General features: G+C 44.7%; 17 protein-coding genes and 1 pseudogene. 7 read left to right on the plus strand and 11 right to left on the minus strand.

Annotated features, from left to right (window positions below):
• Position 1: 1 nt before the first annotated feature.
• Together NQ095_RS15165 and NQ095_RS15170 are read right to left on the minus strand one after the other, a co-directional pair.
• A complete protein-coding gene (locus NQ095_RS15165; RefSeq protein ID WP_258264299.1) occupies positions 2–460 on the minus strand; it encodes a tripartite tricarboxylate transporter TctB family protein in 459 nt (152 codons plus the stop codon).
• 59 nt (positions 461–519) lie between these two features.
• The gene (locus NQ095_RS15170; RefSeq protein ID WP_258264433.1) at positions 520–1,530 is read right to left on the minus strand and encodes a tripartite tricarboxylate transporter substrate binding protein; all 1,011 of its coding nucleotides are present in this window, start codon (positions 1,528–1,530) and stop codon (positions 520–522) included.
• A 194-nt stretch (positions 1,531–1,724) separates the two neighbouring features.
• Here NQ095_RS15170 and NQ095_RS15175 point away from each other — a divergent pair, with 194 nt between their 5' ends.
• From NQ095_RS15175 to NQ095_RS15185, 3 genes are all read left to right on the plus strand, one after another.
• Entirely contained in the window at positions 1,725–2,027 is a 303-nt protein-coding gene (locus NQ095_RS15175) for a hypothetical protein (RefSeq protein WP_375162851.1), read from the plus strand.
• A gap of 241 nt (positions 2,028–2,268) precedes the next feature.
• Positions 2,269–2,991, plus strand: coding sequence for a TerC family protein (locus tag NQ095_RS15180; RefSeq protein WP_258264302.1), 723 nt, complete (start codon positions 2,269–2,271; stop codon positions 2,989–2,991).
• A gap of 99 nt (positions 2,992–3,090) precedes the next feature.
• Positions 3,091–3,795: a DUF421 domain-containing protein gene (locus NQ095_RS15185; protein WP_258264304.1), complete on the plus strand. Its 705-nt coding sequence runs from the start codon at positions 3,091–3,093 to the stop codon at positions 3,793–3,795.
• A gap of 33 nt (positions 3,796–3,828) precedes the next feature.
• Here NQ095_RS15185 and NQ095_RS15190 read toward each other — a convergent pair whose 3' ends face one another.
• Positions 3,829–4,878 (minus strand): NAD(P)/FAD-dependent oxidoreductase, encoded by a 1,050-nt coding sequence (locus NQ095_RS15190; protein WP_258264305.1) that lies wholly within the window; start codon positions 4,876–4,878, stop codon positions 3,829–3,831.
• Positions 4,879–5,073: 195 nt separating this feature from the next.
• Here NQ095_RS15190 and NQ095_RS15195 point away from each other — a divergent pair, with 195 nt between their 5' ends.
• From NQ095_RS15195 to NQ095_RS15210, 4 genes are all read left to right on the plus strand, one after another.
• Positions 5,074–5,919, plus strand: coding sequence for an ABC transporter ATP-binding protein (locus NQ095_RS15195; RefSeq protein ID WP_258264306.1), 846 nt, complete (start codon positions 5,074–5,076; stop codon positions 5,917–5,919).
• The gene (locus NQ095_RS15200; RefSeq protein WP_258264307.1) at positions 5,870–6,796 is read left to right on the plus strand and encodes an iron-hydroxamate ABC transporter substrate-binding protein; all 927 of its coding nucleotides are present in this window, start codon (positions 5,870–5,872) and stop codon (positions 6,794–6,796) included. The genes NQ095_RS15195 and NQ095_RS15200 overlap by 50 nt, the downstream gene beginning before the upstream one ends.
• 69 nt (positions 6,797–6,865) lie before the next feature.
• Positions 6,866–7,870 carry a FecCD family ABC transporter permease gene (locus NQ095_RS15205; RefSeq protein ID WP_258264434.1) on the plus strand — a complete coding sequence of 335 codons (1,005 nt, stop codon included), beginning with the start codon at positions 6,866–6,868 and terminating at the stop codon, positions 7,868–7,870.
• Positions 7,870–8,898, plus strand: coding sequence for a FecCD family ABC transporter permease (locus NQ095_RS15210; RefSeq protein ID WP_258264308.1), 1,029 nt, complete (start codon positions 7,870–7,872; stop codon positions 8,896–8,898). The genes NQ095_RS15205 and NQ095_RS15210 overlap by 1 nt, the downstream gene beginning before the upstream one ends.
• 96 nt (positions 8,899–8,994) lie before the next feature.
• Here NQ095_RS15210 and NQ095_RS15215 read toward each other — a convergent pair whose 3' ends face one another.
• From NQ095_RS15215 to NQ095_RS15250, 8 genes and pseudogenes are all read right to left on the minus strand, one after another.
• Complete coding sequence (locus NQ095_RS15215) at positions 8,995–9,360, minus strand: PH domain-containing protein (protein WP_258264309.1); 366 nt, start codon at positions 9,358–9,360, stop codon at positions 8,995–8,997.
• 114 nt (positions 9,361–9,474) lie between these two features.
• Positions 9,475–10,455 (minus strand): bile acid:sodium symporter family protein, encoded by a 981-nt coding sequence (locus tag NQ095_RS15220; protein ID WP_258264310.1) that lies wholly within the window; start codon positions 10,453–10,455, stop codon positions 9,475–9,477.
• On the minus strand, positions 10,452–11,849 hold the full coding sequence (locus NQ095_RS15225; protein ID WP_258264311.1) for an FAD-binding oxidoreductase: 1,398 nt from the start codon (positions 11,847–11,849) through the stop codon (positions 10,452–10,454). Before NQ095_RS15225 ends, NQ095_RS15220 begins: the two co-directional genes overlap by 4 nt.
• 206 nt (positions 11,850–12,055) lie before the next feature.
• Positions 12,056–13,152, minus strand: a pseudogene (locus NQ095_RS15230) (threonine aldolase family protein).
• A gap of 15 nt (positions 13,153–13,167) precedes the next feature.
• Positions 13,168–14,130: an alpha/beta hydrolase gene (locus tag NQ095_RS15235; protein ID WP_258264312.1), complete on the minus strand. Its 963-nt coding sequence runs from the start codon at positions 14,128–14,130 to the stop codon at positions 13,168–13,170.
• Between the two features lie 149 nt (positions 14,131–14,279).
• Complete coding sequence (locus NQ095_RS15240) at positions 14,280–15,668, minus strand: bifunctional metallophosphatase/5'-nucleotidase (protein ID WP_258264313.1); 1,389 nt, start codon at positions 15,666–15,668, stop codon at positions 14,280–14,282.
• A 127-nt stretch (positions 15,669–15,795) separates the two neighbouring features.
• Positions 15,796–16,416: a class F sortase gene (locus tag NQ095_RS15245; RefSeq protein WP_258264314.1), complete on the minus strand. Its 621-nt coding sequence runs from the start codon at positions 16,414–16,416 to the stop codon at positions 15,796–15,798.
• On the minus strand, positions 16,416–17,207 hold the full coding sequence (locus NQ095_RS15250; protein ID WP_258264315.1) for a DUF4397 domain-containing protein: 792 nt from the start codon (positions 17,205–17,207) through the stop codon (positions 16,416–16,418). The genes NQ095_RS15245 and NQ095_RS15250 overlap by 1 nt, the downstream gene beginning before the upstream one ends.
• Positions 17,208–17,350: the final 143 nt, after the last annotated feature.

Genomic DNA, 17,350 nt, shown 5'->3' on the forward strand with positions numbered 1-17,350 from the left:
CCTAAAAGGGTAGAATCCCCTGTGGTAATGTTATGTTGAGAAGATAGTTGAATGAATAATACATGACACCTGAAAAAAGAAAGGCCACCAGTACCGTCGTCACTTTCTTTTTGAAACCTAGCACGAACGGAATGACGAGCAAAAATAGAATAGTAGATAATAAAAATCCAACTGGTTCTAATAGAAAAATATAAACGAGTAGAGCTGCAAGCACGGAAAGTAAAATGATGATATCTTCTTTTTTCACATAGCGCCTCTCCTTATCTGCATCCGTATCATCTTTCGCCTGATAGAATAGCACGATGGCTAAAATGATCAGCAGGTATCCAAGACCTTTCGGAAGGACGTCGCTGTCGATGATTGCATATGGAAATGCTGGCAGCTGATAACTAAGGGCCAGATAGCACACGGCAAACACAAATAATATAAGTGAGATGATTCGATCCGGTTTGGTTCTCATATGATTCACTCCTTATCAAGAAAGGGGGAGCAGAGAATCCCGCTCCTGCTCCCGATCTCCTATTTTTTCAATCCGATTTCCTCCATCAGATCCTCAATCTCTTTGTATTCCTCATCCAGGAATTGACCGAACTCTTCTGAAGACATATAGTTGTCCGTCCAGCCGAATTTATCACGCATTTCCTTCCATTGATCTGTTTCGACCATTTTCTTGAACGCTTTTTCATAATAAGCAACGGCATCGGGATCCATATCCTTCGGTCCCAAGAAACCACGCCACACAACGAATTCATCATCTATCCCCTGTTCTTTTAACGTCGGGAACTCTGATATGGTATCTCCCTCCAACCGCTCCGGAGCGGTTATCGCGAGAACCTTCACCTTACCGGCCCGCGCTTGTTCAGATGCTTCGGCAAGGCCCGTGGAGTAGACATCCACCTTTCCCCCAAGCAGCATGCTCATACCGGATCCGTCCTGGGCGGAAACATATTTCAGTTTTTTCACATCCACCCCTGCTGCTTTCACTGCTTTAACGAACTGCATATGATCCATGCTTCCCGGTGAAGAAACCCCAACGATCGATACAGATGTCGGATCCTTTTTCAATGCATCTACAAGATCATTCATCGTATCGTAAGGGGAATCTGCATCGACAACAAACGCAGCATAGTCTGCGATGACGCCTGCTATCGGTGTGAAATCCTTGTGGGAAAGAGTTGATTGTCCATTAAGAGGTACAAAGAATATTGGCGGTGAAGTCACAAACATCGTGTGATTGTCCCCTTTTTTTCCATTGATATAGGACCAGCCGACTGAGCCTCCACCACCTGGCTTATTCACTACTGCCATACGCTGATCAATGATTTTCTGTTCTTCCATTACTTTTGATACCGTCCTTGCCGTAGTGTCCCAGCCTCCACCTGCACCAGCTGGAGCCACAACTTCAATCGGTTTTGATGGAGTCCATTCCCCATCACTTTCAGAATTACTGGCTTTGTCCGAACCTCCGCATGCAGTGGTTACGACCAATAAACTCGATAAAATAAGAGCCATGATTCCATGTTTTTTCATCATTGATTTCCCCCTTCAATTTTCTGATAACGCTTTCATTATAGAAAATTCAGAAACCATTGAGAATAAATCGAAAATAAACTCCAAAAGAATCCTTCTGGTTATTTTGTTTATAAAGTTCACGGTCTGTATCATTCCCCTTCCCCTACTCAAACATATGATGTAGAAATTCCTCTATTTTGAGAAAGGTGAGAATGATATTGAATCTGCTCTATAACATGTATAGGCCCGCTCACGGCGGTGGAGGACATGCAAGTTGGGGAAACGGGCACGCCCACGCGACTTGGGGACACGGAACAAGTTGGAATCAGGGAGGTAACTGGAACCACGGTGGAAATTTTGGATATCACGGCTGGGGATACCCCGGCTTTGCTGCCGGAACAGTGACCGGTTTAGCCGTTGGGGCTGCCGCGTCACCCGGACCTTACCCGGTCCCTGCTTATCCATATCCGTATCCTTACCCTTATCCCTATCCGCCACCATATCCCCAATCTTAATGAAAACAAAAATCCCCCACTCCTGGATGGAGTCGGGGATTTCTTGATGATTGGCTTTAGTTGATAGCACAGAAGCTGCATTTCAGTAATGTCACATTCTCACTATTAACCATGAAATTCCTCCTATGGAATAGAGTTTATGACCCACGTGAGCGGTGGAAGTTATTCCATTAAAAAAACGTGGTATAATAGATTAGTTAGCAAATTATTCATAGATTCGTATACACAAGGAGGAAGCAATATGGATTTCTCATTTCCACTTGAACTTGCCATCTCTACCGGAGCAATCATTGCCCTTTTAAAAATCATAGCCATCGATATCATCTTATCTGGAGATAATGCGATTGTCATTGCCATGGCAACGAGAAGATTACCGAAAGACCTTCAGAACAAAGCGATCTTCTGGGGAACGGCAGGTGCCGTCACCCTTCGAATCTTCTTTGCAGCCGTCATCGTTTATTTACTACAGATTCCTTATGTGCATCTCATAGGAGGAGTCCTGTTACTATGGATTGCCTATCAGGTACTTGTTGAAGATGAAGGAGATGCCAATATTAAATCGCACACCGGACTTAGACAAGCCATCATGACCATCATCGTCGCCGATGCGGCAATGAGTCTTGATAACGTTGTTGCCGTCGCTGGTGCCGCACATGGACATCTCGGTATGATCGCCCTCGGCGTATTCATCTCGATTCCGATCATGATATTCGGTTCAAAGGCCATTGTGAAAATTCTTGAAAGATATCGTTGGATCGCTTACGTTGGAGCGGGGATCCTTGCTTACACAGCAGGTGAAATGATTGTTTCAGATGAAAAATTCTTAGACCTGATCAATATTGAACATGGACTGATTACTACAATCATCACCATCGTTCTAACCGCCGCGATTCTTCTTGGTGGGTTCCTGGCAAATAAACGTTCTCAATCTGATCAAAATAATGTTCACCAATATAATGCGTAACCCTGGAAGATGCCTACAATTGTAGGCATCTTTTTTGTTTCTTGCAAGTGCTTTTTGGAAAGACTAATTGTCAGTTAATAAAGAAGGAGGACGTGTGTATTGGATTTCTTCATGAGCCAAGATTCACTAACCGCTGTGGAATGGATTTTCCGAGCAGCTATAGGATTCATCTTTTTACTTGTCATAACCAAATTAATGGGACAACGGTCTATTTCTCAGCTGCGTTTCCTTGATTTTGTGATGGCACTTTTAATAGGGAATATTATGGCTCATCCTTTGTCTGACGAAGGGTTAGGAATGAAAGGATCTATGCTCACTATGGGAACGTTGGTGTTTCTCTATCTGATTGGGGTTTACCTCAGTCTTCATTCAACCTTCATTCGAAAAATACTCGATCCCTCCCCTATTTCCATAATAAATAATGGAGAAATCTTATATAAAAATCTCAAGAAAGCAAGGATCCCTATAGAAAGCCTGTTATCTGAATTAAGAAAGCAGCAAATCGAAGAAGTTCATAAAGTTGCGATAGCTCTGTGGGAGCCAGGAGGAGAGATTTCATTCTTTCTCAAACCACAATACCAACCCGTTTCACATCAGGATGTCGCACTCCCTTTTAAAGCATTTGACCTCCCCATCCCCATTATTGAGGATGGCAGAATCAATCTATCGGAATTAATGAAGCTAAATAAAGACGAATCCTGGCTGCACGATCAATTAAGAAATTCTTATGATGCAATAGTACATGACGTCTTGCTGGCCACAATAGATAAGCAAGATCAAATAAAAATCTATTTGTATAAATGAAAACTCCCTCCACCCTTGGAGGGAGTTTTCACATTAAGATTTCATCATATAATTGACCAACTCTTTATTCTTTTTTTTGAATACTTCGTTATGGGATGATACCATGGCGAATTCATTTGCGCCGGGTTGAATGAATTGCTTGGCTTTATTGACCGCGTTTGCTGCATCCTGAAAAGCACCGGCAATCAGGTTCACTTTTCCTTCATGTTTTAGGATATCCCCTGCTGCATAAAGGCCATCAATTGATGATTCGCTCGTTGCCGTACCTGCAATATAATACTGATCGATCATGTCGATATTGAGTGAACTATTCTTAAGTAAGGAAGTATCGATTTCATAGCCATGATTGATGATCACCTCATCGATTGACAGATAGGATACTTCATTTGTCTGGTGATTGATTAACTCTACCCTTTCAATGCTGTCATGGTCGGCTCCCGCTATCAGCTTTGAAATGGACGTGTTCAATAGGCAAGTCGCGGAGCTGCTCATAAGCTGTGCGCATTGTGCCTCGTGTCCTTTGAGGGCATCCTTTCGATAGGCAATGTATACCTTCTCAGCCACCGGCTCCAGTTCATTCGCCCAGTCAATCGCAGAGTTTCCTCCACCTGAGATGATGACGGTCTTTCCTTGGAATCGTTTCAGTGACTTCACAGTGTAGTTTAAATTGGAAACTTCGAATCGTTCCGCCCCTTCGATGTCGAGCTTTTGAGGAATAATGATTCCACTCCCCACTGCAACGATGACTGTTTTTGAGTAATGCTTATCACCAGAGGAACCTTCCAGAATAAATGTTCCTTCTTCATCTCTTGTAATTGATTCAACCTTTTCATTCAGAACGACAGTCGGATTGAATGTCAGCCCTTGTTGAACAAGCTGCTCAATAAGTCTTGCCCCCGGTACAGGAGTCATTCCCCCTACATCCCAAATCATCTTCTCGGGATATACATGTATCTTTCCACCTAAGTCAGACTGAAATTCAATAATCTTTGTCTTCATTTCTCTAAGACCGCTATAAAAGGCTGAGTAAAGGCCTGCCGGACCTCCCCCGATGACCGTTACGTCGAATAATTCTTTCTCCATTTCCGTTCACTCCTTGAATAACCAAACTATAATTGATTATCATTCTCAATTACATCCTACAACTTTTTTTCACCCATTACAATAAGAATTTCTATTGACATTAGGAAAAAAGGATTATAGTATGGGAATTGTTCGATATTGATAATCATTATCAATGGAGTATTCACTTACTATATTGAATTTGGAGGTCATAAGATGGTTCGCCTCTATACGAATGATTTAAACATTGGCTATGGTGATCGCTTAATTGTAAAAGATCTTAGTGTCGAGTTTCCAGATAAAAGAATCACAACGATAATTGGATCCAATGGATGTGGAAAGTCCACTTTACTGAAAGCGATTACCCGGATCATTTCCCATCAATCCGGTAACGTGGTGTTAGACGGTCAAAACATTTCTAAAGGCGATACGAAGGAATTAGCTAAGAAGATGGCGATTCTCCCTCAAACACCTGAAAGTGCAAGCGGATTGACGGTTGGTGAATTGGTGTCGTACGGACGTTTCCCCCACCAAAAAGGAATGGGACGGCTGACGAAAAAAGATTATGATGTGATCAATTGGGCTCTTGAAGTGACAGGTACTCATGAATTTAAGTACAGAGAAGTCGATGCCTTATCCGGCGGTCAACGACAACGGGTATGGATCGCCATGGCACTTGCCCAGGAAACGGACATCATCTTCCTCGATGAACCTACTACATATTTAGACATGGCCCACCAGCTTGAAGTACTTGAGCTGTTACAAAAGCTCAACCAGGAACAAGAACGCACCATCGTGATGGTCCTGCACGATTTAAACCAGGCAGCCCGTTTCGCCGATTATATCGTAGCCTTAAAAGAAGGTGAGATCGTTAAATCAGGAAGCTGCGAAGAAGTCATCACCCACGACGTATTGAAAAAAGTATTCCATATCGATGCTGAGATTGGAAGAGATCCTCGGACTAATAAACCAATGTGTATCACATACAATTTACTCAAAGGAGAAGATCAACATGAAAAAATGGCTAATTCCATTTACTCTGCTGTTGGTGTTACTGGTTAGTGCATGCAGCAATGGTTCAACAAAAGAAGAAGGTTCAGACTCAAAGGAAAAGGATAGTAAATCAGATACCATCACCTATCAATCAGAAAATGGTCCAGTTGAAGTACCTGCCGATCCTCAGCGTGTCGTCGTCCTATCCTCATTTGCCGGAAATGTCATGGCCCTTGATGTGAACCTGGTCGGAGTGGATTCCTGGTCCAAACTGAATCCACGTTGGGACAAAGAGCTAGAAGGTGTGGAAGAAGTAAATGATGAAAGTCTTGAGAAGATCATCGAACTTGATCCGGATCTGATCATCGGTTTATCCAATATTAAAAATGTCGATAAATTAAATGAAATCGCTCCTACGGTTACATACACTTATGGAAAAGTAGACTACTTAACTCAACATATCGAAATTGGGAAACTATTAAACAAAGAAAAAGAAGCGCAGCAATGGGTGGATGATTTTAAAGAGCGTGCCAAAGTTGCCGGTGATGATATCAAAGCAAAAATCGGTGAAGATACTACGGTTTCTGTTATTGAAAGCTTCAATAAGCAATTATACGTATACGGGAACAACTGGGGACGCGGCACAGAAATCCTTTATCAGGAAATGGATTTAAAAATGCCTGAGAAAGTAAAAAAACAAGCCTTGGAACCTGGATATTTCGCTCTCTCCACTGAAGTGATGCCCGAGTTTGCGGGAGACTATCTGATCATAAGTAAAGATCCAAAAGCAGATAACTCCTTTATGGAAACTGAAACATACAAGAATATTCCTGCAGTGAAGGACAATCAGGTGTTTGAAGTGAATATGATGGAATTTTACTTTAATGATCCACTTACTTTGGATTACCAGTTGGACTTCTTCAAAGACAAATTTCTAGGCAATTAATTTTTAAAGGGGAATTCTTATGATAAGAGTTCCCCTTCCCCATATTCTAAAAAGAAAAGATGATTGATGATGATCACTCAAAATCAAAGGATTCCATTTATTTATAAATTGATCGGGGTATTCCTTTTGTTTGTTGCCGCCTTTTTTATATCTGTCGTGTATGGAGCTGCCGAGACAACCATAAAGGAGGTCTTTCAAGCACTTACTTTTACCGGTAAGGGAGATACCATCAACATTCTTCAGGAAATCCGCTTTCCCCGTGAAGTGGCTGCCATTGTAGTTGGAGCATCCTTGGCTGTATCTGGAGCCATCATGCAAGGAATGACACGAAATCCTTTGGCCGATCCAGGACTCCTTGGACTGACAGCAGGAGCGAATGCTGCCTTGGCAGTCGCTCTCGCGTTCATCCCTTCGGTGAGCTATTTAGGTATCATGATTGCCTGCTTTATTGGTTCTGCCGTGGGTGCCCTTATGGTATTCGGGATCAGCTCCGTGAGAAGAGGTGGCTTTTCTCCCTTTAGAATCGTTCTGTCCGGAGCCGCTGTTTCCGCCTTTTTATTTGCCATTGCAGAAGGAGTCGGCCTATTTTTCAAGCTTTCAAAAGATGTCTCCATGTGGACGGCAGGTGGAATGATTGGTACTACCTGGTCTCAGCTGCAGGTAATTGTTCCGTTTATTTTGATAGGAATAATGATTGCCTTATTTTTATCCAGACAGCTGACGATCTTGAGTTTAAATGAGGAAGTGGCGGTAGGCTTGGGGCAACGGACAGCGTTTGTCAAAAGTATTCTTTTCATCGTGATCGTCCTGCTTGCAGGTGCTGCCGTTGCACTTGTCGGGAACATGGTGTTCATCGGCTTGATGATCCCTCATATTGTGCGGGCGATCGTCGGAACGGACTACCGTTTCATCATCCCCATCTCAACCTTGATGGGGGGGGCATTTATGCTGCTTGCAGACACGCTCGGGCGTACAATAAACGCCCCCTATGAAACACCTGTGGCAGCGATTGTCGCAATGTTGGGGTTACCCTTCTTCCTGTTCATCGTTCATAAAGGAGGGAAAGGCTTCTAATGATACATCCTGATTTGATAAGAAAACAACGTTTGCTTCTTATAGCTCTATCCGTACTAATCGCAACAACAGTGTTTATTAGCATTGGACTGGGGTATTCTTCAGTATCGTACAGCCGGCTCATCCCAACCCTTTTGGGTGATGGGTCATTTAAAGAAGAATTCATCCTTTTCACCATTCGGTTGCCGAGAATCATCATCACGATTCTGGCCGGGATGGCCCTTGCCCTATCAGGCTCCATCCTCCAAGGCATTACCCGAAATGATCTCGCAGACCCAGGAATCATCGGGATCAATTCCGGAGCTGGCGTTTCCATCGCCATCTTCTTCCTATTCTTCCCGATCGATGCCGGTTCATTTGCGTATCTGCTTCCCGTTGTGGCTTTCGGGGGTTCGCTTCTTACAGCCTGCTTGATCTACTTATTTTCATATAGTAAGAAAAACGGGATTCAGCCCGTCCGCCTGGTCTTGGTGGGAGTCGGATTCTCCATGGCAATGTCCGGTCTCATGATCATTCTGATTTCAAGCGCTGAACGGGCGAAGGTGGAATTCATCGCCAAGTGGCTGGCGGGGAATATATGGGGTGCTGACTGGCCGTTTATATGGGCTATTCTCCCTTGGCTTGTGATCCTCATCCCCTTTGCACTCTATAAATCTCAAATGCTTAACCTTCTTGGATTAAGCGAACCTGTTTCGGTTGGTGTTGGCGTGTCGATCAACCGAGAGCGCTTTATGATGCTGATCGTAGCAGTCGCCCTGGCTGCCTCTGCCGTTTCTGTCACTGGCGGGATCGCCTTTATCGGTTTGATGGCCCCTCATATGGCAAAAGCAATGGTCGGACCGCGCAATCAAATGTTCATCCCCATCGCCATCTTACTCGGGGGCTGGCTCCTGCTGCTCGCCGATACCATCGGCCGGAACATCCTCGAACCCGACGGAATCCCAGCCGGCATCATGATCGCCCTCATAGGCGCCCCTTACTTTATGTACCTGTTACTAAGGAGGGACGGACCTCAAATTTTAAGGTGAAATGTGATTATGACGGGCTTTGTGCTTAAATAAGGTAGGTCCGTCCCTCCACAAAAAGGCTGACCCCCACTTTCATGTGGGAATCAGCCTTTTTCTTTATAAGATATGAGTGGCAATCAATCGATCGAGTTTCCGGATGTCCACTTTTTTGTTGAGGCTCAGTTTCATCTTTCCGACTTTCGTCCATAGCTCTAGTTCGGCGTCGATATCAAGTGCCCCCCCATTCTCGCTGGAATATAGAATGATAGATTTAAAAGGTATGGTATAGACTTCGAGTTTTTCTCCCATTATTCCCTGACGGTCTGCTATCATGATTCTTTTATTCGTGACAACCGCCACGTCTCTGACGGTTTTATAAGCGACTTCCGCTTTTTCCCCTTCGATCAGCATTGTATATAATTCCTGTGGGACTTCTACTTCTTCAAAAAAGGTGAATCTCATCGTTTTCTTTACTTCTACCATGTTCACGCCTCCCTGTTAAACTTAAGCTTTCTTCTTAAGTATAGCAGATTCATTATCCAGTTTTAGGAAAGACGCGTATCATTCTATCAGCTCATTTTCATTTGTCTATATTCCCTATCTCACCGTCGGAGTGACGGTGCTTTTACTATATTCATCCTCCACCTCGATATCTACAGGCTTCTTACTCCAAAACGTTGCAAGGATCGGTCCTGAAATATTATGCCATACAGCCGCAATAACACTCGGCAGGGCAGCGAGGGGACCAAAGTGGGCAGTGGCAAGGGCTACACCGAGTCCGGAGTTCTGCATTCCCACTTCTATAGAGATCGCACGTCTCGTCCCCTCATCCAGCTTCATCAGGACACCTGTGCCGTATCCCAAGCCCAGTCCAAATAGATTATGAAGGATCACCGCCGTGAAAATGATCGCTCCAGAGGATGCGATATTTTCAACATTTGCAGAGACGACGGCTGAAACGATGATGATGATCGCGAGAACTGAAATAAGCGGAATAACGTTCAGGCTTTTTTCCACCGTACCCGGGAATAGCTTTCGTATCACTAACCCAAAAGTGATCGGCAGGATGATTACCTGCACGATTGAAAGAAACATGGCGACGGGATCGACGGGCAGCCACTGACCGGCAAGCCCCAGAAGGATCAGGGGCGTTGCAATGGGCGCCAACAGCGTCGACAATGAGGTCATGGCAACGGATAAAGCAAGATTCCCTTTAGCTAGATACACCATGACATTGGATGCCGTCCCACCCGGAACAGAACCTAATAATACCAAACCGGCAGCCAGTTCTGCCGGCAGACCAAGTATGTATGCAATTAAAAAGGCACCCAGCGGCATAATGATAAATTGTGCCATGACCCCAGTGATGACAGGTAGAGGTTTTTTTAGTACCAGTTGAAAATCAACAGGCTTTAAAGTGAGCCCCATGCCAAACATTACGACACCCAATAGGATCGTAATATACGCTCCTAATGATAGAAATGGAGAAGGAATAAAATAAGCGACAGCCGCTACCAGGATGACCCATACCGCAAAGTACTTCCCTGCCAGATTACTGATGGTTTCAAGTAGTTTCATTTTGTCTCCTCCTTCTTTTTATGTACTAGTTTATGAGGATTGAAGATTCCATCGGGATCAAGTGCCAATTTGATTTTCTCCATGACCTTAAGGGCTCCCCCGTGTTCTCGCTCTTGATACTTCATCTTCCCTACCCCTACGCCATGTTCCCCTGTGCACGTACCATTCCGTTCAAGTGCGTATTCCACAATCCGTTCGTTATAGATGCCGGCTCTCTTCACCTCATCCGGATCATCCAGGTTAATCATGAGTGAGGTATGATAATTCCCGTCCCCCACATGCCCAAGGATCCCTCCGATGAGCTCTAATTCATCAAGCTGTTTTCGGGCGTGCTGAACGGCTCCGGATAATTCTGAAATGGGTAAGCAGACATCCGTCACCATGAGTTTCCTTCCCGGATGCCCATGCACGTAAGCATAGGCGAGATTATGCCTCGCCTCCCACAGTTTGTTCCGTGCTGCCGTATCCTCCTCAAAGATAATCCCTTCGCACTGATGATCTGCTACGATTTCTTTCGTGAATTCAACGTCTTGATTCAGACCCGCTTCATTGCCATGAAACTCAAGGAACAGAGTCGGTTTTTCCTTATAATCCGTAGCACTGAACCGGTTCACTTGAATCATGGATGACTCATCTACCAGCTCACACCTGGCAATCGGTATTCCCGCCTGGAGAATGGATACGACCGCTTCCACTGCATCATCGACATGTTGGAATGACGCCCGTGCTGCCACGATGTATTCAGGGATGCCATATACGCGGAGGGTTAATTCCGTGATGCATCCAAGCGTCCCCTCAGACCCTACAAACAAGCTATTCAAGTGATAACCGGAGGAAGATTTCTGAGCCATATTCCCGGTGTGGATCACTTCCCCATCGGGCAGTATCACTTCAAGATCACGTACCTGATCACGCATGACACCATACTTAACAGAAGTCGTCCCACTGGCATTTGTGGCAGCCATTCCTCCGAGAGTCGCATCCGCTCCGGGGTCAACCGAGAAGAAGAGGCCATACTTCTTTAATTCTTTATTCAGCTGGGTGCGCGTCACACCGGGCTGAACCTTGACAAGGAAATCCTTCTCCCTTACTTCAAGAATCCTATTCATCTCGGAAAAATCGATCGTAATCCCTTTTTCATACGGGATGACGTGCCCTTCAAGACTGGTACCAAGTCCAAATGGAATGAGGGGTATATGGTGAGCAGATGCCAGTTTCACTATTGCACTCACGTCCTCACTGTTCTCGGGAAATACCACCACATCCGGCGAGCTTGGCGAGTGATAAGATTCATCCCTGCCGTGTTGATCCAACACCGTTTCATTCACCGACACCTTCCGACTGCCAACAACCTCCCTTAACTCATCCAACAAACGTCCATCCTTCACACTCACAAGCCCGATCCCCTTCCATAAAAAAGTATAATGTAACGAATTATACCTAATAATCAGAATATTTCAATAGTCAATTGGGATCCCTTTTGAGGGACGGACCTCCAAAAGACGCGTTTTCACAGGCAAATCCTTATCACAACGGGATTTTGGTAAGGTCCGTCCCTCAAAAAAAGTGGTATCGGAAGAGTTCCGATACCGCTTTTTTGTCATGTATTTTGTTTTTGAAGTTTTTCATTTAAAAGGGTGAACATGTTTTTCAGTTCTTTTTTTGGTACGTTTTTGTATTGATCTCCAATACTCGCTTCGAATGCGCACTCATTTTCACTTACTTCTTTCACGTATCCGGTTAAGCCGATCCCCGTTTCTTCATACATTTCGATCAGAATGGCTTCGATCAGCTTTTGAGGGTAGTGGAAGAAGACGTGAAACATATTCGAAACAGGCGTTTCAGGGAGGGTCCTAATCCCCTCACAGCCATTGAAATGAGCTGCCAGTTCCTTCGCTCCTTCATAATACTGATCCATCTTATCAACACGTTGATCGAAATAGTAGTCGGCACTGATGATGTATGGATATAGACTGATCAGATCACCTCCATGACGCCTTTTCCACACCTTGGATTCTTCCGTGAATGCCTCATCACCAGCAAGGATCGCTCCTGCAATTCCACCGAATCCCTTATAAAAGGAAATATAGACACTATCAAACAAGTCGCAGATTTCTGCTGAGGTTTTCCCGTAATAAGGGAGCACTTCATAAAGTCTCGCCCCGTCGAGATGGAGCTTGATCCCTTTTTCTCGGCAATATCGAGAAATCGCTTCAAGGGTTTCATAATCAGGCAGCTGCCCTCCTATTTCCCTTTGAGGAAGCTCCAATAGTAAAAGCATGCAATCTCTTCTTTTAAACCGACAACATCTTCAAGTTTAATCACCCGGTCTTTATCCGCCAATAAAATAGGCTCGATCCCGTGTAATTTCTTCAATCCATCCTCTTCATGAATTTCCAGGTGGCATAAAGGATGGTACGCCACTTTCTGCACCTGTTTTTGATCACACCAGATGCGCAGAGAAATCTGCTGGGCCATCGTTCCACTTAGAAAGAACACTGCCTTTTCTTTCCCAAGGCTATCCGCCATCTTCTCTTGAAAATCTTCTATTATTTTTCCTGATCCATATATATCGCTATCCACATCACCATCGAACCCCTCAAGTGCTTCCTTCAGGACGTCAAAATTCCTCTTCCCATGACCCTGTAAAGGATGTATAGCATTTTTATACGCTTCAAATAAGTTTTTTTCCCCCATCACGATTCATCCCTTCTATGATTTCATCGCCTCGGCAATGAACCCCTTGATCCGTTTCTTATATTCTTCTTCTTCCACTGTGAACCCTTCTGTATGTCCCGCCCCCGGTACGATCCATAATTCTTTCAGGCCGTTCGCAGCCTCATACAATCGATGGGCCATCTCCGTGGGAACCAGTTCATCCTTATCGCCATGAATGATGAATATGGGTAAATGATTCTTCTTTACCTGTTCCAATGCGGATGCTTCTTTGAATGAATAACCTGCTCTCACCTTTGTCACCACACCAGTGATATCCATAATCGGAAACGCAGGTAAACGATAAAGGTATTTCAACTGATGGGCAAGCTCCTCGTCCACAGAAGTATATCCACTATCCGCAATGATTCCTTTCACCTCTTCCGGAAGGTCTTCACCACTCGTCATCAACACGGTGGCGGCCCCCATTGAAAAGCCATGGAGAAAGATGGTGTCCTGCCCTTTTTTGTTGATCAGAAGATCAATCCACTCTTTCACATCCAGCCGATCGTCCCAGCCATAACCGATATAGTCTCCTTCACTCTTACCATGCCCCCGTGCATCAGGCTTCAGGATATTGTATCCCTCTTCATAATAGAATCTCGTGATTTCCGGCATTTGCTCACTGTTTCCCTTATATCCATGAGCAAGGATCACCGTCTTTCCATTTGGCGACTCGTTCTCGAGGTATTGGGCTCTAAGAGTCAGTCCATCTTCCGATTCCACCTCCACCGTTTGAAAATCCCGCTTACTTGTCCAGTTTCTTAATTCTTCCAACCTCTTTTGTTCTTCCTCCAATGCACTGACCGCTTCAACCGCTTCTTCCGTCCCGCCGTATAGCTCAACTGCTTCATTGCTGCGATTGATGGCTACATCATAAAAGTAGTTGCCGGCGACAGTCAGACCAATGAGTAGAAACAACAACAAACTGCTGACAATCCACACGATTTTCTTTTTCATGGCACGTTCTCCTTCATACTAGTAGTTATCTCTATTTTACTAGAATGGTGCTTAAGATTCACAGAAATAAGCCCTGCTCAAATGCACAATCCATGCTTAAAGTGTTTTCAATAAAAAACGCCCAGGTTCACTGAGCGTTTACTTGAAGGCTAAACCATGACACTGCTGCTTTCCCGCCACCTGTTCCTCTGCGCTTTTTCAACGTAGCCGGCCCGTTCACCGTAAATCCTGATCACATCACGAATCTCCTCAGGTAAGTATTTTTCATTTCGGCCGAGACCGAGGGATTCGTAGCCGGATCCCCGCTGTAAATAATCAGAAGAGGCAACGGAATACCATTTCTCATCCTCCAAGGGCGCACCTGTGATGAGGATTTCAGAGATTCGCCGTCCTTCATGAATAATTTCTGCACCCGACACATGAAGTCTACCAACGAATTTCCCCCTGAACCCCGGACCTCTTCCATCAGCCAAGCACACCTGGGCATCAAGGGAATCCTCGATCGCCTTCCGGATATGCTTTCCCTGGATTTCGAATGAGGTCGGATTCAAAGGAGACGGACAGATTTCGATGAGTTTCTTATGACTGATATTCTGAAATGCCCCGGCGTTCACAATACCACTATTGATCAGTCCGAGATCGCATTTCAGCATGTCCTGAAGTCCATCGGCAATCAGATTCGTCATTGGATTTTCTTCCAAGACATCATGCCAAAGGGTCCGGTCGAGTGTGTAGAGTGGCCTGCTTAACACCTCTATCGCAACCTCTTTATTCTTCTTCAGAATAGCTGTCACCACACGATCTACTGAAGAGGATTTGGTCGAGATCGTCTCACTCCGTACCAGTTCAACTCCCTCATTTGTAATCTCCACTTCAACCAGACCCACGTATTCCCCATAGCAGCCCGCACTGTTCAACACCGTACCATTCACACTCTTTGCCCGTTCATAGAGTTGATGATCATGAGCAGAAAGAATGATATCCACCTCAGCAAACTCTTTCGCAAGTTCCACGTCGGCTTCTGTCCCCACATGATTCAAGAAAATACAGACGTCATATGTTCCACGATGGCGATCGAGTTCCTCCCTGATGGCATTCTTATAATCCGAAATATGTACCCCGAGACCATCGTTGAAACCCTGCAGGTCAGGGGATGCACCCGTAATGAAAATTCTCAACCCGTTCTTCTCCAGAATGACACTGGACTTCACTCCGCCGATAGACGCCTTGTCTTTTCTGTAAAGATTATTACTGATAAAAGGGAAGGGACTATTCCCGGCCATATGTTCAAGGGTATCGAAGCCGTTGAACATTTCATTATTCCCGATTGTCAGCGCATCATATCCGACTGATTGAAGCAGTTCAATTGCTGCCATTCCCTTTGTTCCCTGGAGCTCGATGCTTTTAAAATCGGCAAAATCTCCCCCGTCAAGCACGATTGTGTTCTCATCTTTATGCTCTTTGATCAGGGTAGCTGCTCTCCCGAATGCCTCAAAGTGGCTGTGTACATCATTTGTATGTAATATTTTTAGTTTCATCTTAACCCTCCACGCGTGTTTTTCAGAAAACTCTCTCTATTAATAGTAAAGGAATTTGACACGGTGTAAAGGCTTTTTATGGAAAAAAAGAGCTTATCTTCCACTGGATGGGAGGTAAGCTCTACTCTTAGGATTCTTCAGTTTGATCATCTACCAGCTCTGTATAGACAACAAGTCGCTCAACGTAGTTATGAATGTCATGATCGAAATAACCAGTGCAGGTAATCAGATTCAGCATCCGTTTCTGACTCGGACCGAAAATCTTTCGAAGTGGTGCATCATCTTTTTCATAGGCGACTTTTTCCCTGACCACGAATGTAAGGGTCTTTCCCTCTTCACCTTGAAGATGGATCTCATCTCCAGGCTCAAGCGTCTTCAGCTCAAAAAAAACAGCAGGTTTTTTCTCATCATCTACATGCCCTGCAAGAACGGCATTCCCCTTTTCGCCCGGTTGAAACCCCGGTTCAAACCACGCAACATCCTTTCCGTTCTTAGGTAGTTCCATATTACCTTCCTTATCCAATCCGAACCCTTTGATCGGTGCCTCAATTCCAAGCTTAGGGATCGACAGGATGGATGGCTTGATCTTGTTCTCTTCCTTTCCTGTTTCAACAACAGGTATTTTGGCTTGAACAGGTCGTTCAACGGTGGATGATTGAACGCTTGTTTCCGGAACGGTTTGAGGCTCTTCGGCAGCACATGCCGCCAGAAGAGCCATCAGAGGAAAAGTCAGTAATAATTTTTTCATTATTTTTGCAGTTGTCTGCGTGTGACAAATAGTAGAGCCGCTCCACCTAACACCACTGTTGCAAGTACAATTGGAAGATTGGCAGATTGTTCAGTCGCCGCTCCACCCATTCCAGTTTCAGGCATGCTTCCAGGCATCATTGTATAATCCTTCAAAACAAGTACTTCTAATTGATCAGCCGTGTTAATGGCAAATACGCTATAGACCGTGTTTTCTTCAAGCATGGTACCGGACAGGTCCAACACTTGATCTCCTTCAGGTGTTCTGATCTCTAAATCATAGCTTCCCGGATCTAATTCCTTATATTCTGTGATCGCTTTGAATTCAGCCCCACTGAACAGTGAATCCCCACCTACAGGACCTACATCAACGGTCGGGGCATCAGGAGAAAGATGTCCAACGCGTACCTTCGTCATCCCTTCTGTCACATCCATCGAGTCTTGTGCAACGACTAGTTCAAGATTTTCCAAGGTGTTAGCCGCCGCTACAGTATAAGCCATCCCTGCTTCAACCGATAAATCTTGAGAAATGACAGGATCTTCGCTTCCCATTGTCCCGGCAGCATAAATTTCCACCTTATGGTCACCGGCAGGAAGATTCATATAATCCGTTGCTGCTTTAAACTCTGCACCTTCCACCACGGCATTTCCGTCAACATATACATCGACAGCTGGGGCATCCGGAGAAGCATGTACAATACGGACCATTGCATCATTTTCTGCTGCCAATGCGCCCCCTGCCAGTGATAACATAAGCACAGCTGTTACAAAAATCGAAAAAATCTTTTTCATTCCTTCCACTCCTTTTGTGTTTTGTACAAGTTTTGTCTTTAACTTGTACATATAATGTATAATTAGTAGAAAGAGATTTCAACTTTGAACTGCCACTCTCAGCACATTCAACTCCCTACTGTTTTTTAGTACACAAAAGGAAG

This window comes from Rossellomorea sp. SC111 (assembly GCF_024733565.1).
Lineage (GTDB): Bacteria > Bacillota > Bacilli > Bacillales > Bacillaceae_B > Rossellomorea.

What these genes read in the sequence shown, in the direction of transcription:
- NQ095_RS15165 (WP_258264299.1), bottom strand. Translation starts at nt 460, where the DNA reads ATGAGAACCAAACCGGATCGAATCATCTCACTTATATTATTTGTGTTT.
- NQ095_RS15170 (WP_258264433.1), bottom strand. Translation starts at nt 1,530, where the DNA reads ATGAAAAAACATGGAATCATGGCTCTTATTTTATCGAGTTTATTGGTC.
- NQ095_RS15175 (WP_375162851.1), top strand. Translation starts at nt 1,725, where the DNA reads ATGATATTGAATCTGCTCTATAACATGTATAGGCCCGCTCACGGCGGT.
- NQ095_RS15180 (WP_258264302.1), top strand. Translation starts at nt 2,269, where the DNA reads ATGGATTTCTCATTTCCACTTGAACTTGCCATCTCTACCGGAGCAATC.
- NQ095_RS15190 (WP_258264305.1), bottom strand. Translation starts at nt 4,878, where the DNA reads ATGGAGAAAGAATTATTCGACGTAACGGTCATCGGGGGAGGTCCGGCA.
- NQ095_RS15195 (WP_258264306.1), top strand. Translation starts at nt 5,074, where the DNA reads ATGGTTCGCCTCTATACGAATGATTTAAACATTGGCTATGGTGATCGC.
- NQ095_RS15200 (WP_258264307.1), top strand. Translation starts at nt 5,870, where the DNA reads ATGAAAAAATGGCTAATTCCATTTACTCTGCTGTTGGTGTTACTGGTT.
- NQ095_RS15205 (WP_258264434.1), top strand. Translation starts at nt 6,866, where the DNA reads ATGATCACTCAAAATCAAAGGATTCCATTTATTTATAAATTGATCGGG.
- NQ095_RS15210 (WP_258264308.1), top strand. Translation starts at nt 7,870, where the DNA reads ATGATACATCCTGATTTGATAAGAAAACAACGTTTGCTTCTTATAGCT.
- NQ095_RS15215 (WP_258264309.1), bottom strand. Translation starts at nt 9,360, where the DNA reads ATGGTAGAAGTAAAGAAAACGATGAGATTCACCTTTTTTGAAGAAGTA.
- NQ095_RS15220 (WP_258264310.1), bottom strand. Translation starts at nt 10,455, where the DNA reads ATGAAACTACTTGAAACCATCAGTAATCTGGCAGGGAAGTACTTTGCG.
- NQ095_RS15235 (WP_258264312.1), bottom strand. Translation starts at nt 14,130, where the DNA reads ATGAAAAAGAAAATCGTGTGGATTGTCAGCAGTTTGTTGTTGTTTCTA.
- NQ095_RS15240 (WP_258264313.1), bottom strand. Translation starts at nt 15,668, where the DNA reads ATGAAACTAAAAATATTACATACAAATGATGTACACAGCCACTTTGAG.
- NQ095_RS15245 (WP_258264314.1), bottom strand. Translation starts at nt 16,416, where the DNA reads ATGAAAAAATTATTACTGACTTTTCCTCTGATGGCTCTTCTGGCGGCA.
- NQ095_RS15250 (WP_258264315.1), bottom strand. Translation starts at nt 17,207, where the DNA reads ATGAAAAAGATTTTTTCGATTTTTGTAACAGCTGTGCTTATGTTATCA.